The following is a 19760-nucleotide window of genomic DNA, read 5'->3' on the forward strand; positions in this document are numbered from 1 at the left end:
TTACGATTTCTGCGGGGCCTGTTGCGCCGGCTCGGCCGGCTTGGCGCCGGGGTCCGCGGGCTTGGCGCCGGGCTGCCCCGGCCGCCCGCCCGCGGCGGGCGCGCCGCCCGCCTTGTTCCAGGGGCTGGCCTGCACCGGCGCCCCGGGACGGATCTTCTGGAAGCCCTCGACCACGACCACGTCGCCGGCCTTCAGGCCGCTGGTGATGATCCAGTCGGTCTTGACGGCGCCGCCGGTGGTGACGGGCAACTGTTCGATCTTGTTGTCCTTGACCAGCATCAGGCTCTGCGAACCGTCGGCCGTGCGCTGCAGCGCCTGCTGCGGCACCAGCAGGGCCTGGTCGTCCACGCCCTGCTCCAGCCGCACGCGCACGTACATGCCGGGCAGCAGGATGCCGTCGGGGTTGGGGATCTCGGCGCGCAGGTTGACCTGGCCGGTGCTGGGATCGACGGTGATGCCGGTGAACAGCAGCTTGCCGGGACGGTCGTATTCGGTGCCGTCCTCCAGCACCACGGTGGCACGGGCGGCGTCCTTGCCGACCTGTTGCAGCTTGCCGCTGGCAAAGGCGCGGCGCAGCGCGGCCAGGTCCGAGGTGGACTGGGTGAAGTCGACGTAGATGGGATCGAGCTGCTGCACAGTGGCCATCTGCGTGGCCGAGGTGGCCTCGACCAGCGCACCTTCGGTCACCAGCGGCTTGCCGATGCGGCCCGTGATGGGCGACACGACGTCGGTGTAGCCCAGGTTGATCGAGGCGTTGTCCTGGGTCGCCTTGGCGGCGGCCACGGTGGCCTCGGCCTGGCGATAGGCCGCCACGGCGTTGTCATATTCCTGCTTGCTGACGGCGTTGGCCTTGACCAGCGGCGCGTAACGGTCGGCCAGCAGCTTGGCGCTGAACAGGTTGGCCTGCGCCTGCTTGAGCTGCGCGGTGGCCTGGTCGTAGGCGGCCTTGTAGGGCGCCGGATCGATCTTGAACAGCAGCTGGTTTTCCTTGACGTCGCCGCCCTGTTCGAAGGTGATCTTCTGGACGATGCCGGTGACCCGCGAGCGGATCTGGGCGTCGCGCACGGCGTCGACGCGCCCGGGCAGTTCGGAGACGATGGGCGTGCGCTGCGGCTGCACGGTAATGACGCTGACCTGGGGCATGCCAGGGTTCATCTGCGGCTTTTCACCGCACCCTGCCAACAACAGCGCGAGGACGCCGCCGGAGAAAGCCAGACCTGAGACACGTTTAGGCGAAAACCGCATTGAAACCCCCGCGAAGTTAACCGCGCCAAGCGACCGCAACAATGTGACGGCGATGACCCTCGCCGCGTCCGGTTGCCGTAGGCGGCCACGGGGTTGCGCGGCCGCATTTCGACCGCCGTATTTGACCGCAATCCTTGTTTGCGATCAAAGCAAAACCCTGCGCCCCGCCTGTGACACGTGAATAGCCCGTTAATGTAACTCAGTTATTGGGGAAATCACTGATTTTCACGACGAGACGCGACATCGGGAGGGAGGGAAATCCAGCCGCCGCGATCAGAGGTCGGCAACCTCTTGCAGATTGCCCAGGAACACGTAGCCCACGCCATGCACCGTATGCAGGGGCAGGCGCCCGCCCGCCTGGCGCACCTTGCGGCGCAGGCGGCAGATCGCCACGTTCAGGGCGCGCAGGTTGGTGCTTTGGCGCGGCAACATCAGTTCCTCGCGCAGGACGGCGAGTTCTTCGCGCAGCAGTTCCTTGCGGGGATTGCGCAACAGGCACTGGAAGCAGGCGCGCTCGACCTCGGTCAGGTCGAGCCGGGTTCCTTGCGGGGTCAGCAGGGTCCAGCCATGGTAGAGCAGGCTCCACCAGCCATCCAGGCGGACCGGAAAGGCGTCGGACGCCGCGGCCGCATCATTGCTGGAGCCCTCGCGCCCCGCGTCGGGAGACGGCGCGGCCGGCGGCACGCGGAGAGGGGAATGGGAAAAGGGTGCGGTCATCGTCGGTGTCTCCACCGGGCGGGCCGCCTGGAAAAGGACGACGGCCCGGACCCGGAACAAGGTTTCAAGTCTTGCCGAAAGACTACCGTTGCTGACGTGATTGCGCGGCGATGTTGCCCTGGAATCAGACGAGTCCTAGGAAATCGCACCACAGGTCAAGAGGTGTGCGTGCCGTTTCGATGGATATCGTGCGTGACGAAACAGCTGTCCTGGGTGGGACGCGCCAGGATGCCCGGCCGCGCCAGCGTCTGGCGGATATCGGCCAGCCCGGACTCCCAGTGCTCGCGCATGGCCTCCGTGCCGAACTCATAATCCTTGGAATAGCGCTCGCGGTGCTTGGATTCGTAGATCAGGTTGATGATGTTGGTGGCCGGCGTCTTGGCCAGCCGCCGGATTTCCGCCAGGTCCGGCGCGTCGCGCTCGCGCTCGGGCAGGCGCTCGAGCAGCTGCTGCAGGCCATGGCGAAGCTTCAGCACGCGCCGCAACTGGTCGGTGACCATGCGGGTCCGGCTGGAGTACTGGATGTCCTTCTGGCGCTCGGCCACTTCCTCGAGCGTGGTCGGCAACGCGCCGCGGGCGGGCCACAGATCCACCTGGAACGCCAGCGTGTCGCGCATGGTGTCGCTGGTCAGCACCTGGGCCAGCGGCGTGTTGGACACCACGCCTCCGTCCCAGTAGTGCTCGCCGTCGATCTCCACGGAGGGAAAGCCCGGCGGCAAGGCGCCCGAGGCCATGATGTGCTCGGGCCCGAGGGTATGCCGGAGGCTGTCGAAATAGGCGAAATTGCCGCTGCGCACGTTCACCACGCCGAAACTGGCGCGCACCGCGCCGGCGTTGAGCAGGTCGAAATCGATGTACTGGCGCAGGGTCGCGGCCAGCGGCGTGGTGTCGTAGAAGCTGGTCGACGCCGCGCCCTTGCCATGCACCCAGTACGGCGGCGGAAAGCGCGGCTTGAAGAACCCCGGCTGGCCCGAGAACAGGGCCTGGAAGGCCGACAGCTGGCCATTCATGGCAGGCGAGCCGAATCCGAACGGGATGCCCTCGAACATGCCGGCCAGCGTGTCGCCCCAGGGTACCGAGGCGAACCCCGCCGGCCGGCAGATGCTTTCCCAGAACCCGCGCAGGCGCTCCACCCGCTCGTTTTCGGGCGAGCCGGCGATGATCGCCGCATTGATCGATCCGATCGAAATCCCGGAAATCCAGTTCGGCCGGATGCCTGCCTCGTGCAGCCCCTGGTACACGCCGGCCTGGTAGGACCCCAGGGCGCCCCCGCCCTGCAGCACCAGGGCCACGGTTTCATAGGGCGGCGTCGCGCCGGTGTCTGGGGATGCGGCCTTGCGGCGAGTACTCATGCGGGGTTCCTTCGAAACACGGGCTAGGGCTTGCTCTTGTCCGGCACTTGCGGCGCGGCCACACCGGCACGGAACGGATATTTGGCGAAGATCCCGGCCACGGCCTTGTCGATGTTCTGCGACGAGGTCGCCGTGTCCGGGTTCTGGACTTCCCCGACGGCCACGCCTTCCCACACCATCTGCTTGCGACGCGCGTCGACCAGGTCGATGTTGAGAGTGCCTTCGGTGTATTGGTAGACGGTGTCGCCCCAGCCGTAGCCGGGCCAGCCGCCATAGAAGCCACTGCGATAGCCGTAGTACGGGCCCATGGGCGGCGGCGGCGCCTCGGTCACCTGGGTCTTCTGCTGCAGCTTGCCATTGAAATTGACCAGCAGGTCGGGATTGGCGGCGTCGTACACATAGCCACGCATTTCCATCTGGCCGCGCGTGGCGTCCTTGAGGCGTTCGGTCAGCAGCGTGCTGTAGCCGGCCTTGTCGGTGCCCAGCGGCGACATGTAGCCGAAGGTCCGGTAGCGCGAGAAATCCGCCTGGCGGTCGTAATCGCTTTTGATGGCGGGACTGGAGGCGCAAGCCGCCAGGATGGTGACCAGGGAACCCGATGCCAGCATTTTCAGCGCTTTCATGTCGATCTCCAAGAAGCGGGGCCGTGAGCCGGTCCCCCGAGTTGAACACCCATCAACACACCCCGAGCGCGTCCATAGTGCCGCGAAGCGGATAAAGTTTCAACAGCATCTCATTCTCATCGGATATATCTCAAACGGCCGCCGGACGGGCTCCATTACACTCGGGAATATTCCAGACCCCGACCAGACCTGATACCGATGTTGGAACTCGACGGCTCGATTTGGTTTCGTTCCGGCACCCAGACTTGGGGCGGAAAGAACCGCATAGACCTGCTGGCGCAAATTGACGCCACCGGCTCCATCACGGCCGCCGCGCGCGCGGTGGGCATGAGCTACAAGGGCGCCTGGGATGCCATCGATGCGATGAACAACCTGGCAGGCGAGCCGCTGGTGCTGCGCGCCGCCGGGGGCAAGGGCGGCGGCGGCACGCGCCTGACCGACCGGGCTCGCGGCCTGATCGCGACCTTCCGGGCCCTGGAAGCCGAACACCGCAAGTTCATGGAAAACCTGACGCACGCTGGCGTGGATGCCAGCGGCGATCTCGACTTGATGAGGCGATTCATGCTGAAGACCAGCGCACGCAACAAACTCATGGGCACGGTAATGGAAATCCGCGCGGGCGCCGTCAACGACGAAGTCCTGCTGCGCATCGCCGGCGGCCAGGTCATCACCGCCACCATCACCCGGGAAAGCACCCAGGAACTGGAGCTGGCGCCCGGCAAGGAAGCGCTGGCCCTGGTCAAGGCCTCGTCGGTCATCGTCGGCGCGCCGGGTGCGGGCCTGCGGCTGTCGGCCCGCAACCAGCTGCCGGGCACCATCACGGCGGTACGTACCGGCGCGGTCAACAGCGAGATCCTGATCGGGCTGGAAGGCGGCGCCACGCTGGCGGCCATCGTCACCAACGAAAGCGCGCAGGAACTGGGCTTGCGTGAAGGCGCGCAAGCGGTCGCCGTGTTCAAGGCTTCCAGCGTGATCCTGGGCGTGCTGGACTGACTCCCGCGCGCGGGGGCGGCCGCCGTTGAGACAGACCTTGCGCCGCCCCTGGACGCCTGCTAGACGCCGACATCCTCGTCGCGTCGGCGCACCTTGCCGTCGCGCACTTCGAAGACCTCGTCGGCCAGCGCCTCGACGTCGGCCGGATCATGCGTGATCAACAGCATCGGCACGTCCAGCTGGCGCTGCAGGGCGTTCAGCTCCAGCCGCATCTTGCCGCGCAGTTGCGAATCGAGCGCCGAGAACGGTTCGTCCAACAGCACGATCTCGGGCTTGAGCATCAGCGCGCGCGCCAGCGCCACGCGTTGCTTCTGGCCGCCCGAGATCTCGTGCGGATAGCTGCCCACGATGGCGCCCAGCTCGAAGGCGTCCACCCACCGCCGCGCCTCGGCCGAGACCGCGCGCCGGGGCGGGTTGAGCCAGCCGCGGCGCGAACCGAAGGCGATGTTCTGCGCCACCGTCAGGTGCGGAAACAACGCGTAATCCTGGAACAGGTAGGCCACGCGGCGGGCCTGCGGCGCGACGCTGACGCGGGCCTCGGCGTCGAACAGCACCCTGCCGTTGACCTCGATGCGGCCGGCGTCCGGCCGCAGCAGCCCGGCCACCGCTCGCAGCGTCAGGCTCTTGCCGGCGCCCGACGGGCCGAACAGCGCAATGCGCTTGGCCTTGGACGAGAACGCCACGTCCAGCGAAAAATGGCGGTCGCCGGACACCATGTTCTTGCGGATGCGCAGATCGACGCTCATTGTCCGCCTCCGCGTCGGCTGGAACGGATCGGCACCAGCTTGCCGGCCGCCAGCAGCACCACGATGCAGGTGATGGAAGTCACCAGCACCAGGAAATTGGCGGTGGCGTCATCGCCCGCCTGCACCGCCTCGTAGATGGCGACCGACAGCGTCTGGGTGCGGCCCGGCAGGTTGCCGGCGATCATCAGGGTGGCGCCGAATTCGCCCAGCGCGCGCGCAAACGCCAGCAACACGCCGGCGACGATGCCGCGCGCCGCCAGCGGCAGCGTCACGCGGAAGAACACCCCGGCCTCGCACACGCCCAGCACGCGGGCCGCGTTTTCCAGTTGCGAATCGACGTTCTCGAAAGCGGCGCGGGCCGACTTGAACACCAGCGGGAAGGCCACCACCGACGCGGCGATGACCGCGCCCTGCCAGGTGAACACCAGCTCAATGCCGATATCGGCCAGCCGCTCGCCCAGCACGCCGCGCCGGCCCAGCAGCACCAGCAGGTAGTAGCCCAGGACCGTGGGCGGCAGCACCAGCGGCAGGGTCAGGATGGCATCGAGCAGATCGCGCCCGGGCCAACGCCAGCGCGACAGACAATAGGCGGCCGCGGAGCCGGCCACGGTCGCCAGCAACGTCGCCCAGCCCGCCACTTTCAGGGTAAGCAGCAGGGGCACCCATACCGAATCACTCATCGCTGACTGCGTTGGCTGTCGCCCGCGCCCTCAAGGCTTCTGGAAGCCGTAGCGCGACAGGATTTCCTGCCCGGCGGGCGACATCACATAGGCCACGAAGCTTTGCGCTTCCTTGGCGGCGTCGTCGCGCGCGGTCACGGCGATGGGATAGGTCACCGGGGTCTGCGACGGCACGCGCACGGCCACCTTGACCTTGTCCGGCATCACGGCGGCGTCGGTGGCGAACACGAAGCCCGCGTCGACCTCGCCGCGCGACACGTAGTCCAGGCTCTGGCGCACGTTCTGCGCCAGCACGCTCTTGGCCTGCACCGCGTCCCACAGGCCGGCGGCCTGCAACGCGCCCTGCGTGTAGCGGCCCACCGGCACCGAAGCCGGGTTGCCGTAGGCAATGCGCTTGATGTCGTCGCGCGTCAGGTCCTTGAGCGCGGTGATGTTGGCCTTGCTGTCGGTCGGCACGATCAGCACCACCTGGTTGGCGGCGAAGTCGATGCGCGTATCGGGTTTGACGGCCTTTTCCTCGACCGCCTTGTCCATGGCCTTCTGGTCGGCGGACGCGAACACGTCGGCGGGCGCGCCCTTGACGATCTGCTGCAGCAGCACGTCGGAGGCGCCGAAGTTCAGGATGACCTTGGTGCCGGCATGCTCCTTTTCGTACGCCTGGGCCACGTCCTTGAACGCGTTGGTCAGGCTGGCGGCGGCGGACACCACCAGGTCGCCGGCGTGGGCGCTGGTGCCCCAGACGGCGGCCAGGACCAGCGATGCGGCCAGGATCGGGGATTTGCGGAACATGAAGCTCTCCTCAGGCAGATCAATCTCGGTAACGAAATATATATAGGTATATAACGCCCGTCAATTTGCGTCGGCGGCTGGCTTGCGCCAGGTCAACGAAGGAGAAAAATCAGCCTGGGGCGCGCTCAGCCGCGCTCGACCGTGGTGACGCGCACCGTGTCCGGCCCCAGCGCCGCCCGCAGGCGTTCGAGCGCCAGTTCCGGGCGGGCGGCCCCGCACATGAAGATGTCCAGCGCCGCGAACCGGTGTTCGGGCCAGGAATGGACGCTGATATGGGATTCGCTCAGCATGACCACGCCGGTCACGCCCGCGCCCTCGCCGAAGTGATGGAAATGGGCGCCCAGCACCCGCGCCCCCGCCGCCTCGGCGGCCAGGACCAGTTCGCGTTCGAGCGCTGCCGCGTCGGCCAGCAGAGCGGCGGGCACGCCGCGGAAATCGGCCAGGATATGGCGGCCGGGCGTGGCGTGCGGCGTCACTTGTGCGAACCGCCCGACGACCAGCCCGAGCTGCCCGAAGAACCGCCGCCCCAGCTGCTGCCGCCGCCGCTGGTGTAGCGGGCGCCGGGCGAACTGGCGCCGGTCGCGGCCATCACCACGATGACGGCGTAGATGGCGTATAGAAGCTTGCCCATCCCTTATTCATCCTTTGCGGAGATCTTGTCCGCGAGGCTGGCCGGCAGCCACAGGAACGCCAGGCCGATCACGATCGGCAGGATGCGCCCACTGAAAATGTTGCCAATATTGAGAAAGCCCATGGCGATGGTCGCGAACCAGGCCCATTTGCGGTAACCGCCGGACAAGGCGGCGCGCGGCATCGCTTTCTGCCTGGCCAGCTCGGGGTTGCCGAACCATTCGGCCAGTTGCGCGGGCGCGACCGGTGCGGCGGCCGACCAGCCCACTTCGGCCGGAGCCTGCTCCCGGGTGAGCTTGAGATTGCCCGCCTTGTAGTCGGTGATCTGGGTGCGGTCGCCGACCTTCACGCGCCAGTTGAAGGCGCCCAGCGCCAGGTCGACGCGCGACGTGTAGTCGTACAGCTTGTGGTACAGCTTGGAACGCCAGCGCACGCTGGTGGCATTGTTGTGGCTGGGCCAGGTATCGCAGACCTGCACGCGTTCCCAGCCCTCGTCGGTCTCGACCAGCCAGGTGAAGCCCTTGACCGGACTGAACAGCAGGTATTCGATCCAGTCCGACGGTTCTTCCGGATCCGGGTCCGCGCACTTCATCAGCCCGATCAGGGTGTAGGTCGTGCCGTCGATCCTGGCGGTGGCGCCCAGCGCCAGCGTGGTCTTGATGGCCCGGACCTTGCGCGCCTTGTCGATGACTTCGGCGGTTTCACCGGCGCAATCGACGGTGGCCGCGCAGGACGGGCACACCACCTGGGTCGCCATGGCCGCCACGAAGCTGATGGGCGCGCCGCAGTTGGGGCAATCGAGCGCCTTGATCTGGCCGCGGAAGCGCCCGGCGGTTTCCTCGACCTGCTCGTTCGAGCGCAGCGTGGAGGCCTGCATGGCAGACAGGTCGAAGGCCTTGCCGATATAGAGTTCGGGCTGCGGGCCGTCGGAAAAATCCAGCGTGAGGAAGGCATCCAGGCTGCGGAAGTCCGCCACCTTGGCTTCCCAGCCATCGCCAGGCACGAACGGCAATTCGCCCTGCGCGCCGCCGGCGCGGCAACGGCGCACGTCGGAGGCGGTGAAGCGCTGGCCGTCCAGCTTCAGGTCATCGCCCGCGGCGATGTCGGCAAATGCCGGCAGGCCCTGCACCGTCTTGACCTTGCGGCGACGGGTGATGGCGTACTGGCCGGAAGCATCCGACAGCCAGCCGTCCGAGCCGTCGTCGAACCACAGGTACCACTCGTTCCAGAAGCCGTCCTCGTAGCGCAGCTGGATGCGGCCGATCAAATCGAAGCGCTTGCCCTCGAACTTGCCGGAAGCGCCCAGGCACAGCGGCGAATAGTCTTCCAGGACATCGGCGGTCTCGCCGATGCGCCTGACCGATTCGGCGTCCTTGAGCAGCGTGCTGCGGCAGGCGCCGCAGACCGCCATGACCGATGCCGTGGAAGTGAACTTGACGGGCGCTCCGCACTGCGGACACAGGACCTGCTGCATGGGCGTGCGGCGCTCAGCTGGTGAGTTTCTTCAGGACTTCGGCCTTGGCCGTGTCGTAATCGGCCGGCGTGATCAGGCCCTTGTCCAGCAAGTCCTTGAGCTGCTGCAGCCGCTGCACCGGATCGGCGCCAGCGCCGGCGGCCGCCCCCGCTGCCGCGGCCCCGGCCGCGGCGCCCGGAGCCGGCTGGCCCTGGGCCACGCCCAGGCCGGCGGCCATGGTCTGGCCCAGCGCCGCGCCGGCCGCCAGGCCCGCGCCGATGCCGGCGATGCCGCCTTCGTTCTGGGCCGCCAGCGGGATCGAGGTGGCGGTCTGGTACTGGGTGAATTTGCCCAGGTCGCCAGCCATGCCCATCGAGATCCGCGTATCCAGCGCCTTCTGCAATTCCTCGGGCAGCGACACGTTCTCGACCGTGAAATTGTCGAGTTTGACGCCATAGCGGTCGAACACCGGGCCCAATTGCTCGGCGATACTCTGCGACATCAGGCCCTGGTTGCCGGCGATATCCAGGAACGGCACCTTGGATCCGCCCAGCGCCGTGGTCATGGCCGCAACCACCATGTTGCGCAGTTGCATTTCCAGGTCGTCGACGGTGTAGACGTCGCGCGTGCCGCTGATCTCGCGGTAGAACTTGGCCGGGTCGGTGATCTGGTACGAGTACACGCCGAAGGCGCGCAGCCGCACCATGCCGAACTCGCTGTCGCGCAGCGTCACGGGCTGCGCCGTGCCCCAGCGCCGGCCCAGTTGCAGGCGGGTGCTGAAGAAGATCACGTCCGACTTGAAGGGCGACTCGAACAGCTTGTCCCAGTTCTTCAGGTACGTCAGCACCGGCAGGGTCTGGGTCGTCAGCTTGTACATGCCGGGGCCGAACACGTCGGCCACCTTGCCTTCGTTGACGAACACCGCCATCTGCGATTCGCGCACGGTCAGGCTGGCGCCGTACTGGATTTCGAAATCCTGCATCGGGTGGCGCCAGGCCAGCACGCCGTCGCCGTCCTCGTTCCATTGCAGGATGTCGATAAACTGCTTGCGGATAAATGAACCGAGACTCATGGCAAGTTCTCCTGTTTCAGATCAAGGTCGACGCGCCTGGCCGCTCAGGTCAGGCAGGCGGCGTTGACCACGCCGGCGGCCAGCGAGATCGAACCGATCAGGCCGCCCATGGCGATGTTGTTTTCTTCGATGGCCTCGTGCAGGCCGTGGATGGCGCGGGACACGACGGCGTAGACGACCAGTTGCACCACCATGGCGGCGACGCCCCAGACCAGAAACATGACGAAACTGGCGTGGACCGCGATGCTGGAACAGAGCGTGAAGGAAAAGCCCACCAGGGCGCCGCCGTAGGACAACACCGCGGCGATGTTGCCCTCGCGGATCAGCTCGAATTCCTTGTAGCGGGTAACGGTGGTGTAGACGGCGGTGAAAATGCCCAGCATGACCAGTGCCGAGACGATGTAGATCAGATAGGTCACGGCCGGATGCATCGCTTCTCCCATAATCGCCCCTTCAGGCCCTAATTGCGCGCAGTATATACGGCGCCTTCGATATACTGCGAACGCATTTTCACGTCGGAACCCCCATGCGCGACCGCGTTCTCATCCTGTCGGTATTGATCGTCGCTTCCTGCGGCCTGGGCTATGAGCTCATCAGCAGCGCGCTGGCCAGCTATCTGCTGGGGGATTCCATTCTCCAGTTCTCGTCCGTCATCGGCTGCTATCTGTTCGCGATGGGCATCGGATCGTGGTTGTCAAAATATGTAAGAGACGACGACGTTTTGAATCGATTCATCGATGTCGAGCTGGCCGTCGCATTGTTGGGCGGAGTTTCCGCCGCGGTCCTGTTCCTGGTGTTCGCCTGGCTGTCGGCGCCGTTTCGCGCGGCGTTGTACGCGGGCGTCTTCATTATCGGACTGATGGTCGGCATGGAAATTCCGCTGGTGATGCGGGTATTCAACCAGCGCAAGGCCGAGTTCCGCGAAATCGTCAGCCGCGTGCTGACCTTCGATTATCTCGGCGCGCTGGCCGTGTCGCTGATCTTTCCGCTGTTGCTGGCGCCCAAGCTGGGCCTGCTGCGCACCAGTTTCCTGTTCGGCATGCTCAACGCCGGCGTGGCGCTGTGGACCACCTGGCTGTTCCGCGGCGAGATCCGGCGTCCGGCCGAACGCGCCGTGCGCGGCGGCGTGGTGCTGGGGCTGCTGGCCCTGGGCTTCCTGTTTTCCGGCCAGATGACGGCGTGGGCCGAAAAGGGCCTGTACGGCGACGACGTGGTGCACGCCGAGACCACGCCCTACCAGCGCCTGATCGTGACGCGCTGGCACGACGACCTGCGGCTGTACATCAACGGCAACCTGCAATTCTCGTCGCGCGACGAGCACCGCTACCACGAGTCGCTGGTGATCCCCGGCCTGCAGGCGCTGCCGTGGGCCCGCAACGTGCTGGTGCTGGGCGGCGGCGATGGCCTGGCGGTGCGCGAGATCCTCAAGTACAAGCATGTGGAGCACGTCACGCTGGTGGACCTGGATCCTGCCATGACGGGCCTGTTCTCGCGCTCCGAACCGCTGACGAAACTGAACCAGGGCTCGCTGACCGATCCGCGCGTCACCGTCATCAATGACGACGCCGGCCGCTGGCTCGAAAGCCACGCCGAGGTCTACGACTTCATCGTGGTGGACTTTCCGGATCCGTCCAACTTCGGCCTGGGCCGGCTGTACTCCGTGCCGGTCTACCACCTGATGGCGCGGCACCTGGCCGAGAACGGCTACATGGTGATCCAGTCGACCTCGCCCTACTTCGCGCCGCGCTCGTTCTGGAGCGTGGACGCCACGCTCAAGGAGGCCGGCCTGAACACCTGGCCGTACCACGCCTACGTGCCGTCCTTCGGCGACTGGGGCTTCATCCTGGCCGGCAAGCGCCGCGACTACACGCCGCCGACGGCGGTGTCGGTGCCCACCCGCTACCTCGACCCCGCCACCCTGCGCGAGCTGTTCCACTTTCCCGCCGACATGCCGGCGCTGGCCATGCCGCCGAACCGCCTGAACGAGCAATCGCTCGTGCGCTACTTCGACGAGGACTGGCGCAAGGTCATCCGCTGATGCGCCGCCGTACCTTCCTGCTGGGCGCCGCCACCGCCGCCGCCGCGGGCACGGCAGGCTATTACCGTTCGCGCGTGGTCGAGACCACGCCGGACGTGCGCTACCCCGGCATGCAGGCCGGCCACGCGCTGCGCGATGGCGCGGCGCTGCCGTCGTCGTCCGGCGCCCGGCGCTGCCAGGTGGCGATCCTGGGGTCCGGCGTGGCCGGCCTGTCGTGCGCCTGGAAGCTGGCGCGCGAAGGCTTCACCGATTTCGTCGTGGTCCAAGGCCCCGAGTACGGCGGCAACGCCGCCGCCGGCAACCGCGACGGGCTGGACTACCCGCTCGGCGCGCACTACCTGCCGCTGCCGTCGATGCAGTCCACCCATGTGCGCGAGATGCTGGCCGACTTCGGCATCGCCGAGCGCGACGCCTTTGGCGCGCGGCCCTACTACGACGAGTCCATCCTGGCGCACTCGCCGCAGGAACGCCTGCTGCGCGACGGCCGTTGGGAAGACGGCCTCTTGCCGATGCACGGGCTGCCCGAGGCCGATATCGAGCAGCACCGCAAGTTCCTGGCGCTGGTGGACCGCCTGCACGGCGAGATCGGCAACGACGGCCGCAAGGTCTTCTGCATCCCGATCGTGCTGTCCTCGCGCGACCCGGCGTGGCGCGCCCTGGATGCGCTGACCTTCCGGCAGTGGCTGGAGCGCGAAGGCTACACCTCGCCGGCGCTGCACTGGTATTTGAACTACTGCTGCCGCGACGACTACGGCGCGCCCTATGACCGGGTCTCGGCCTGGGCCGGGCTGCACTACTTCGCCAGCCGCGACGGCCACGCCACCAACGCCGCCGAGGGCGCGGTGCTGACCTGGCCCGGGGGCCTGGCGCCGCTGGTGCAACGGCTGCGCGACGCCATCAGCGCCCGCCTCGGCCACGGCGACTGGCTGCTGCCCGGCACCGCGGCGCGGCTGCATGAAAGCCCCGCCGGCCCCCGCATCGACTGCCTCGCGCCGGGCGCCGCCGCCAGCGTCTACACGCTGGCGGCGCAACGCGCGGTCTGCGCCATGCCGTTGTTCGTGGCCCAGCGCATCCTGCCCGACATCCGCGCCTATGGCTACGATCCGGCCACGCACGCCTCGCCGCACGCGCCCTGGCTGGTATCGAACTTCGTCATGGACGGCTATCCGCGCGAAGCGCCGGGCGAACCGCTGTCGTGGGACAACGTGGTCTACCAGGGCCAGGCCCTGGGCTACGTGGTCTCGACCCACCAGCTGCTGCGCGTGGCGCGCTCGCCGCGCACGGTGTTCACCGCCTACCACGCGCTCAGCGACCAAACGCCGCAGGCCGCGCGCCAGTGGCTCGCCGACGCCCGCCCCGAGGCGCTGCGCGACGAGGCCGCCGCCGACCTGGTGGCCGCCTATGGCGACGAGTTCTGGCGCCGCGCCCGCCAGCTGGAGATCACGGTGCGCGGCCATGCCATGGCCTCGCCCTATTGCGGCTACCTGTCCAACGCCGGCCTGGCGGCTTTGCGCGAAGTCGACGGCCCGGTGCTGTTCGCCCATGCCGACCTGTCGGGCTATTCCGTGTTCGAGGAAGCCGCCTGGTGGGGCGTGGCGGCCGCCGGGCGCATCCTGGGGCAGCGGCCCGCCGCCTGAGATCGACGGCTGATCGACGGCTGATCGACGATCACCTCGGAGCCATCGCGTCGGCCGCATGCCCCACCGGCGGCATCCGTCATGGATAGCCCCCGTCGCCGGCAATCCACCGCTGTCCTACAATCGCCCGCTATCCCTGGACTCGCACCGACAATCCCGATGGGCAAGCAAGTCATTGTGTTGGGCGCCGGCATCGTCGGCGTCTGCTGCGCGCTGGAGCTGCAGCGGCGCGGCCTGGACGTCACCCTGGTCGACCGCCAGGCCCCCGGGCTGGAAACCTCGGCCGGCAACGCCGGTGTCCTGGCCCGCAGCTCGCTCATGCCGTTCAACCACCCCGGCCTGTGGCGCCAGTTGCCACGGCTGCTGCGCAACGACACCGTCCAGTTCCGCTATCGCGCCTCGTACCTGGCCCGCAACCTCGGTTGGGCGACGGGCTTCCTGGCGCGCGCCCGGCCGTCGGTGTTCCACGAGACGACGGCGGCGCTCGACAGCCTGATCCGCCTGTCCGCGACCGAGCACCTGCGGCTGCTGGACGAGGCCGGCGTCCGCCGGCGTCTGCGCGACAGCGGCTGGATCTTCCTGTTCCGTAGTGAGCAGGCCTGGCAGGCCGGCGTCCTGGCGCGAGATGCCTACGCCCGCCACGACGTGCCGACCCAGGCGCTGGCCCCCGCCGAGCTGGCTCAACTGGAACCGGCGCTGGCGCCGATATTTCCGCGCGCGCTGTGGATCCAGGGTTCGTATTCGGTGGACGACCCGGCGGCCGTGACCGCGGCCTACGCCGAGCTGTTCCAATGTTCGGGCGGCACATTGCGGCGCCTGCGCGCGACCGCCATCCGCCGCGACGGCGGCCGGGGCTGGATCGTGCAGGGCGATACCGGCTCGGACACGCTGACGGCGCCCGACCTGGTGGTGGCGCTGGGCCCCTGGTCCAAGGAACTGCTCAAGACCACCGGCATCGACCTGCCGCTGGCCTTCGAGCGCGGCTACCACATGCACTACGGCGCCGTCGATGGCCCCGCGCTGAACCGTCCCATCTACGACACCGGCGGCGGCTACGTGCTGTCGCCCATGGCGCGCGGCCTGCGGCTGACCACGGGGGTCGAGCTGGACGAGCGCGACGCGCCGCCCCGGCCGCTGCAACTGGACCTGGCCGAAGCCCGGGCTCGCGAAGCCGTCGGCCTGGGACCGCGGCTCGATCTCCAGCCCTGGCTGGGCCGCCGCCCCACGCTGCCGGACAGCCGTCCCATGATCGGCCAGGCGCCGCGCCATCCGGGCCTGTGGCTGGCGCTGGGGCACCAGCACATCGGTTTCAGCACCGCGCCCGGGACCGCGCGGATACTGGGCGAGCTGATGTGCGGCGCCGGCGATCCCGCCCGTCACGCCGCGTTCCGGCCGGGCCGCTTCATCTAGCGGCGCCGCTCGCCCGCCCCGCGCCACGGCAGAAAGCAAAACGCCCGGCGCCGCCTCCGGAGAGGCCGCGCCGGGCGTTTTGCTTGCGCCGCTCAAGGCGCAAGCGCGGAATCAGCCCAGCAGCAACGCGTCGTCCGACAGCTTCTCGCCGCGCACGCGCTCGAACATGGCCAGCAGGTCGGGCACGTCCATACCGCGGCGTTCATCGCCGGACACGTCCAGCACCACCTGGCCCTGATGCAGCATCACCGTGCGGTCGCCCACGTCCAGCGCCTGGCGCATGCTGTGCGTGACCATCATGGTCGTCAGCTTGCTTTCGGCCACGATGCGCGCCGTCAGTTGCAGCACGAAATCGGCGGTGCGCGGGTCGAGCGCGGCGGTGTGCTCGTCCAGCAGCAGGATGCGCGACGGCTGCAGCGCCGCCATCAGCAGGCTCACGGCCTGGCGCTGGCCGCCCGAGAGCAGGCCGATGCGGTCGGTCAGGCGGTTTTCCAGGCCCAGCCCGAGCGTGGCCAGGCGTTCGCGGAAACCTTCCTTCATCGAAGCCTTGACCGCGCGGCCATAGCCGCGGCGCGCGCCGCGCAACTGCGCCAGCGCCATGTTCTCTTCGATGGTCAGGTCTTCGCAGGTGCCTGCCATGGGATCCTGGAACACGCGCGCCACGCGCGAGGCGCGTGCCCAGACCGGCTGGCGCGTGACGTCGGCGCCGTCGATCTCGATGCGGCCGGAATCGACCGGCAGGTCGCCCGAGACGGCGTTCAGGAAGGTCGACTTGCCGGCGCCGTTGGAGCCGATGACCGTGACGAACTGGCCCGAGGGAATGTCCAGCGACAGCCCGCGCAACGCGCGCATTTCGATCGGCGTGCCGGCGTTGAAAGTGATCTTGAGGTCTTTTGCGGACAACATATCAGCGCCCCTTCTTGCCGAACAGCCGGCGCTTGAGCATGGGAATGACCAGGGCGATCGTGACCAGCACCGCGGTGACGAGGTTCAGGTCCTGCGCCTTCAGGCCGATGAAGTCGCTGTTCAGCGCCAGCGCGATGAAGAAGCGATAGACGATGGCGCCGATGATGACGGCCAGCGTGGCCAGCACCAATTTGCGCGACGGCAGGATGCTTTCGCCGACGATCACCGCGGCCAGGCCGATGACGATGGTGCCGATGCCCATGGAGATGTCGGAACCGCCCTGGGTCTGCGCGAACAGCGCGCCGGCCATGGCGACCAGCGCGTTCGACAGCGCCATGCCGCCCAGGATCATGCGGCCGGTGTTGACGCCCTGCGCGCGGGCCATGCGGCCGTTCGAGCCGGTGGCGCGCACCGCCAGGCCGGTCTGGGTGGCGAAGAACCAGTCCAGCGCCAGCTTGGCCAGGATCACGATGACCACCAGGATCAGCGGCCGCGCCACGTAGTCCGATAGCCATTCGGGCTGCAGGATGGTGAAGACGGTGGGTTCTGTGATCAGCGGCACGTTGGGCTTGCCCATGATGCGCAGGTTGACCGAATACAGCGCGATCATCATCAGGATGCTGGCCAGCAGGTCCATGATCTTGAGCTTGACGTTGAGCCAGCCGGTGACCAGGCCCGCGGCCGCGCCGGCAAAGGTGGCGGCGATGGTGGCCACGAACGGGTCGGTGCCCGAGGCGATCAGCGTGGCACAGACGGCCCCGCCCAGCGGGAAACTGCCGTCAACGGTCAGGTCCGGAAAGCGCAGCAGGCGAAAGGAGATATACACGCCCAAGGCCACCAGGCTGAAGATCAGGCCGATCTCCAGTGCGCCTAACAACGAGAACAATGACATGGGTCAAATCCAATCAGGTAAGGAACGAGCATATTAGAGATTAGGAACGTCCAACTTCTTGCGTTTCGGGGTCAGTTTTACCCGAGCTTTCGCAATAAACGTTTCCTGCCGTGCGATTTTCTCTCGATTCCTGCCAAGGCGTCGCCAGGCTTGGCGGCCAGGGCCGCAAGCGGGCTGCTTGAGGGGCGCTCCAGGGGAGCAAAACGCGGCATGCGGTCCATGACCGCCGTGCCGTTCAAGGCCAACGCCATCGCGCCGGGCCGCGCGCACCTTGTGGATGCTGCCGCCCTGTGGACCCCGCGTACCGGCGCGGGGCAAACACAAGAAAACAAGATAAAACAAAACCCCGCTCATGCCGGGCAGGCACGGGCGGGGCCGAACGACTTGCGCTTTACTTTACCACCACCGCGGCCGACTTGATGATCGCGTCGGACAGCGTCACGCCTTGCTTGGCGGCGGCGCCCGGGTTCACGTAGAGCTCCAGCTTGGAGACGGTTTCGGACGGGATCGCGCCGGGCTTCTCGCCCTTGAGGATGCGCACCACCACCTTGCCGGTCTGCACGCCCAGGTCGCGGTAGTTGATGCCCAGGGCGGCGATGCCGCCGCGCTTGACGCTGTCGGTGTCCGAGGCGATCAGCGGGATCTTGGCGTCGTTGCCGACCTTCACCAGCGACTCGTAGGCCGAGACCACGTTGTTGTCGGTGTTGGTGTAGATGACGTCGACCTTGCCGATCAGGCTGCGGGCGGCGGATGCCACGTCGACCGAACGCGGGGCGGCGGCCTCGACCAGGCTCATGCCCGACTTGGGCAGCAGTTCCTGCAGCTTCTTGACCACTACGACCGAGTTGGCCTCGCCCGGGTTGTAGACCATGCCGACGCGCTTGGCGTTGGGGACGATCTTCTTGATCAGCTCGACCTGCTTGTCCAGCGCCAGCAGGTCCGACACGCCGGTGACGTTGGTGCCGGAGGCATCCATGCTCGATACCAACTGCGCGGCGACCGGGTCGGTCACGGCGGAATACACCACCGGCACGTCCTTGGTGGCGGCCACGACGGCCTGGGCCGACGGGGTGGCGATGGCGACGATGGCGTCGGGCTTGTCGCCGACGAACTTGCGCGCGATCTGGGCGGCGGTGCCGGTATTGCCCTGCGCGCTCTGGTACTGCCACTTCAGGTTCTTGCCGGACTCGTAGCCGGCCTGCTTGAGGGCGTCCTGCACCCCGTCACGCACGGCGTCCAGCGCCGGGTGCTCGACGATGGCCGTGATTGCCACCGACTTCTGCTGCGCCGCCACCGGCGCGGCGATCGCCATCGCCAGCGCCATTGCGCCAACCGTCAGAAAATGTTTTTTTCCGATCAGCATAGGTAAGCTCCTTGAACCCTTGGTATTTGTTCATTATTACGGCTGCTCCGCGGGCTTCCCCACGGTCCGGACAGCCGTAAAGCCGTATAGTCTAACGTGTCGCAACACAAATTCACTTGGGGGGAATCCCTGAAATGGTGCATGCGCGGCACGCGCGCCCCATGCCGGGGCGGGCGGCCCAATATACTGAAAACGCCGCGCCCGCGCGACACGACATCCGCGACATTCAAAGGGCCACATCATGATCAAACGCGCATTGGGCCGTTCCGGCCTGCAGATTCCTCCCCTCACCTTCGGCGGCAACGTCTTCGGCTGGACCGTCGACGAAGCCGGCACGTTCTCCCTGCTGGACGCGCTGGTCGACGCCGGCCTGAACTTCATCGACACCGCCGACGTCTACTCCCGCTGGGTGCCCGGCAACCAGGGCGGCGAATCCGAAGCCCTGATCGGCAAGTGGCTCAAGCGCTCGGGCAAGCGCGACCGCGTGCTGATCGCCACCAAGGTCGGCATGGAGATGGGCCCGGACGCCAAGGGCCTGGCGCCGGCCTACATCCGGCGCTCGCTGGACGCCTCGCTGGCGCGGCTGCAGACCGACCACGTCGACCTGTACCAGTCGCACAAGGACGATCCCGACACGCCGCTGACCGACACGCTGGGCGAATACGCCAAACTGATGGAAGCGGGCAAGGTGCGCGCCATCGGCGCCTCCAACTACACGGCGGTGCGCCTGTCCGAAGCGCTGATCGCCAGCGAACGCCACAACCTGCCGCGCTACGAGAGCATCCAGCCCGAATACAACCTCTACAGCCGCGAGCCGTTCGAGGGACACCTGCAGGCGCTGGTCAAGGCACAGGACCTGGGCACCATCAACTATTACGCGCTGGCCAGCGGCTTTCTCAGCGGCAAGTACCGCAGCCCGGCCGACGTCGGCAAGAGCGCGCGCGGCAAGAAGATCGTCGACACCTACCTGAACGAGCGCGGCTATCGCATCCTGAAGGCGCTGGACGAAGTGGCCGAGGATGCCGGCTGTACGCCGGCGCAGGCCGCGCTGGCCTGGCAGATCGCGCAGCCGGGCATCACCTCGCCGATCGTCAGCGCCACCTCGCTGGCGCAGCTGGACGAACTGGTCAAGGCCGCCAGCCTGGCGCTGACGCGCGACCAGCTGGCCAGGCTCAGCCTGGCCAGTGACTGGCGCTGAAGGGGCCGCGCGGCAG

The 19760-nt window shown here is 67.6% G+C and carries 20 protein-coding genes; 5 read left to right on the plus strand and 15 right to left on the minus strand.

What is annotated here, in order from left to right:
- The 4 genes from ACUTAG_RS06670 to ACUTAG_RS06685 all read right to left on the minus strand — a co-directional run bounded on the left by ACUTAG_RS06670 (position 1) and on the right by ACUTAG_RS06685 (position 3937).
- Positions 1 to 1245, minus strand: a complete 1245-nt coding sequence (locus ACUTAG_RS06670) for an efflux RND transporter periplasmic adaptor subunit (protein WP_446650076.1) — start codon at positions 1243 to 1245, stop codon at positions 1 to 3.
- Between the two features lie 273 nt (positions 1246 to 1518).
- Positions 1519 to 1962 (minus strand): winged helix-turn-helix domain-containing protein, encoded by a 444-nt coding sequence (locus ACUTAG_RS06675; RefSeq protein ID WP_006384825.1) that lies wholly within the window; start codon positions 1960 to 1962, stop codon positions 1519 to 1521.
- A 155-nt stretch (positions 1963 to 2117) separates the two neighbouring features.
- Entirely contained in the window at positions 2118 to 3314 is a 1197-nt protein-coding gene (locus tag ACUTAG_RS06680) for a DUF3734 domain-containing protein (RefSeq protein ID WP_148318351.1), read from the minus strand.
- A gap of 23 nt (positions 3315 to 3337) precedes the next feature.
- Positions 3338 to 3937, minus strand: a complete 600-nt coding sequence (locus tag ACUTAG_RS06685; RefSeq protein ID WP_020929031.1) for a DUF4136 domain-containing protein — start codon at positions 3935 to 3937, stop codon at positions 3338 to 3340.
- Between the two features lie 198 nt (positions 3938 to 4135).
- On the opposite strand from ACUTAG_RS06685, the gene ACUTAG_RS06690 reads away from it, so the two are divergent.
- Positions 4136 to 4930, plus strand: coding sequence for a TOBE domain-containing protein (locus ACUTAG_RS06690; protein WP_006384828.1), 795 nt, complete (start codon positions 4136 to 4138; stop codon positions 4928 to 4930).
- A 59-nt stretch (positions 4931 to 4989) separates the two neighbouring features.
- On the opposite strand, the gene ACUTAG_RS06695 is transcribed toward ACUTAG_RS06690, so the two are convergent.
- The 8 genes from ACUTAG_RS06695 to ACUTAG_RS06730 all read right to left on the minus strand — a co-directional run bounded on the left by ACUTAG_RS06695 (position 4990) and on the right by ACUTAG_RS06730 (position 10731).
- Positions 4990 to 5676, minus strand: a complete 687-nt coding sequence (locus tag ACUTAG_RS06695; RefSeq protein ID WP_020929033.1) for an ATP-binding cassette domain-containing protein — start codon at positions 5674 to 5676, stop codon at positions 4990 to 4992.
- Positions 5673 to 6356, minus strand: a complete 684-nt coding sequence (modB, locus tag ACUTAG_RS06700) for a molybdate ABC transporter permease subunit (protein ID WP_026384746.1) — start codon at positions 6354 to 6356, stop codon at positions 5673 to 5675. The genes ACUTAG_RS06695 and modB overlap by 4 nt, the downstream gene beginning before the upstream one ends.
- Before the next feature lie 30 nt (positions 6357 to 6386).
- On the minus strand, positions 6387 to 7145 hold the full coding sequence (modA, locus tag ACUTAG_RS06705) for a molybdate ABC transporter substrate-binding protein (RefSeq protein ID WP_020929035.1): 759 nt from the start codon (positions 7143 to 7145) through the stop codon (positions 6387 to 6389).
- Between the two features lie 125 nt (positions 7146 to 7270).
- Complete coding sequence (gene speD, locus ACUTAG_RS06710) at positions 7271 to 7621, minus strand: adenosylmethionine decarboxylase (RefSeq protein ID WP_006384832.1); 351 nt, start codon at positions 7619 to 7621, stop codon at positions 7271 to 7273.
- Entirely contained in the window at positions 7618 to 7776 is a 159-nt protein-coding gene (locus ACUTAG_RS06715) for a hypothetical protein (protein ID WP_006384833.1), read from the minus strand. Before ACUTAG_RS06715 ends, speD begins: the two co-directional genes overlap by 4 nt.
- 3 nt (positions 7777 to 7779) lie before the next feature.
- A complete protein-coding gene (locus ACUTAG_RS06720) occupies positions 7780 to 9249 on the minus strand; it encodes a DUF4178 domain-containing protein (protein ID WP_006384834.1) in 1470 nt (489 codons plus the stop codon).
- 13 nt (positions 9250 to 9262) lie between these two features.
- Positions 9263 to 10300 (minus strand): SPFH domain-containing protein, encoded by a 1038-nt coding sequence (locus ACUTAG_RS06725; protein ID WP_054444443.1) that lies wholly within the window; start codon positions 10298 to 10300, stop codon positions 9263 to 9265.
- A gap of 44 nt (positions 10301 to 10344) precedes the next feature.
- Positions 10345 to 10731 carry a DUF350 domain-containing protein gene (locus ACUTAG_RS06730; protein WP_026384192.1) on the minus strand — a complete coding sequence of 129 codons (387 nt, stop codon included), beginning with the start codon at positions 10729 to 10731 and terminating at the stop codon, positions 10345 to 10347.
- Between the two features lie 95 nt (positions 10732 to 10826).
- Here ACUTAG_RS06730 and ACUTAG_RS06735 point away from each other — a divergent pair, with 95 nt between their 5' ends.
- From ACUTAG_RS06735 to ACUTAG_RS06745, 3 genes are all read left to right on the plus strand, one after another.
- A complete protein-coding gene (locus tag ACUTAG_RS06735; RefSeq protein WP_006384837.1) occupies positions 10827 to 12338 on the plus strand; it encodes a polyamine aminopropyltransferase in 1512 nt (503 codons plus the stop codon).
- Entirely contained in the window at positions 12338 to 13975 is a 1638-nt protein-coding gene (locus tag ACUTAG_RS06740) for an NAD(P)-binding protein (RefSeq protein ID WP_058665053.1), read from the plus strand. Before ACUTAG_RS06735 ends, ACUTAG_RS06740 begins: the two co-directional genes overlap by 1 nt.
- Before the next feature lie 159 nt (positions 13976 to 14134).
- Positions 14135 to 15385, plus strand: a complete 1251-nt coding sequence (locus ACUTAG_RS06745; RefSeq protein ID WP_446650077.1) for an NAD(P)/FAD-dependent oxidoreductase — start codon at positions 14135 to 14137, stop codon at positions 15383 to 15385.
- Positions 15386 to 15496: 111 nt separating this feature from the next.
- Here the strand turns inward: ACUTAG_RS06745 and ACUTAG_RS06750 are convergent, their stop codons facing one another.
- The 3 genes from ACUTAG_RS06750 to ACUTAG_RS06760 form a co-directional block, all read right to left on the minus strand.
- A complete protein-coding gene (locus ACUTAG_RS06750; RefSeq protein ID WP_446650078.1) occupies positions 15497 to 16291 on the minus strand; it encodes an ABC transporter ATP-binding protein in 795 nt (264 codons plus the stop codon).
- Between the two features lies 1 nt (position 16292).
- A complete protein-coding gene (locus ACUTAG_RS06755) occupies positions 16293 to 17183 on the minus strand; it encodes an ABC transporter permease (protein ID WP_024069984.1) in 891 nt (296 codons plus the stop codon).
- 391 nt (positions 17184 to 17574) lie between these two features.
- A complete protein-coding gene (locus ACUTAG_RS06760) occupies positions 17575 to 18546 on the minus strand; it encodes an ABC transporter substrate-binding protein (protein ID WP_006384488.1) in 972 nt (323 codons plus the stop codon).
- A 241-nt stretch (positions 18547 to 18787) separates the two neighbouring features.
- On the opposite strand from ACUTAG_RS06760, the gene ACUTAG_RS06765 reads away from it, so the two are divergent.
- Positions 18788 to 19744: an aldo/keto reductase gene (locus ACUTAG_RS06765; RefSeq protein ID WP_026384196.1), complete on the plus strand. Its 957-nt coding sequence runs from the start codon at positions 18788 to 18790 to the stop codon at positions 19742 to 19744.
- Positions 19745 to 19760 lie beyond the last annotated feature (16 nt).

Source organism: Achromobacter sp. CSND-B12, from assembly GCF_052906545.1.

Excerpts from the sequence above, each read along its gene's own strand:
- ACUTAG_RS06745 (WP_446650077.1), top strand. The coding sequence starts at position 14,135 with ATGGGCAAGCAAGTCATTGTGTTGGGCGCCGGCATCGTCGGCGTCTGC.
- modA (WP_020929035.1), bottom strand. The coding sequence starts at position 7,145 with ATGTTCCGCAAATCCCCGATCCTGGCCGCATCGCTGGTCCTGGCCGCC.
- ACUTAG_RS06670 (WP_446650076.1), bottom strand. The coding sequence starts at position 1,245 with ATGCGGTTTTCGCCTAAACGTGTCTCAGGTCTGGCTTTCTCCGGCGGC.
- ACUTAG_RS06720 (WP_006384834.1), bottom strand. The coding sequence starts at position 9,249 with ATGCAGCAGGTCCTGTGTCCGCAGTGCGGAGCGCCCGTCAAGTTCACT.
- ACUTAG_RS06675 (WP_006384825.1), bottom strand. The coding sequence starts at position 1,962 with ATGACCGCACCCTTTTCCCATTCCCCTCTCCGCGTGCCGCCGGCCGCG.
- ACUTAG_RS06685 (WP_020929031.1), bottom strand. The coding sequence starts at position 3,937 with ATGAAAGCGCTGAAAATGCTGGCATCGGGTTCCCTGGTCACCATCCTG.
- ACUTAG_RS06725 (WP_054444443.1), bottom strand. The coding sequence starts at position 10,300 with ATGAGTCTCGGTTCATTTATCCGCAAGCAGTTTATCGACATCCTGCAA.
- ACUTAG_RS06730 (WP_026384192.1), bottom strand. The coding sequence starts at position 10,731 with ATGCATCCGGCCGTGACCTATCTGATCTACATCGTCTCGGCACTGGTC.
- ACUTAG_RS06680 (WP_148318351.1), bottom strand. The coding sequence starts at position 3,314 with ATGAGTACTCGCCGCAAGGCCGCATCCCCAGACACCGGCGCGACGCCG.
- ACUTAG_RS06735 (WP_006384837.1), top strand. The coding sequence starts at position 10,827 with ATGCGCGACCGCGTTCTCATCCTGTCGGTATTGATCGTCGCTTCCTGC.
- ACUTAG_RS06750 (WP_446650078.1), bottom strand. The coding sequence starts at position 16,291 with ATGTTGTCCGCAAAAGACCTCAAGATCACTTTCAACGCCGGCACGCCG.
- ACUTAG_RS06755 (WP_024069984.1), bottom strand. The coding sequence starts at position 17,183 with ATGTCATTGTTCTCGTTGTTAGGCGCACTGGAGATCGGCCTGATCTTC.
- modB (WP_026384746.1), bottom strand. The coding sequence starts at position 6,356 with ATGAGTGATTCGGTATGGGTGCCCCTGCTGCTTACCCTGAAAGTGGCG.
- ACUTAG_RS06690 (WP_006384828.1), top strand. The coding sequence starts at position 4,136 with ATGTTGGAACTCGACGGCTCGATTTGGTTTCGTTCCGGCACCCAGACT.
- ACUTAG_RS06765 (WP_026384196.1), top strand. The coding sequence starts at position 18,788 with ATGATCAAACGCGCATTGGGCCGTTCCGGCCTGCAGATTCCTCCCCTC.
- ACUTAG_RS06740 (WP_058665053.1), top strand. The coding sequence starts at position 12,338 with ATGCGCCGCCGTACCTTCCTGCTGGGCGCCGCCACCGCCGCCGCCGCG.
- ACUTAG_RS06760 (WP_006384488.1), bottom strand. The coding sequence starts at position 18,546 with ATGCTGATCGGAAAAAAACATTTTCTGACGGTTGGCGCAATGGCGCTG.
- ACUTAG_RS06695 (WP_020929033.1), bottom strand. The coding sequence starts at position 5,676 with ATGAGCGTCGATCTGCGCATCCGCAAGAACATGGTGTCCGGCGACCGC.
- ACUTAG_RS06715 (WP_006384833.1), bottom strand. The coding sequence starts at position 7,776 with ATGGGCAAGCTTCTATACGCCATCTACGCCGTCATCGTGGTGATGGCC.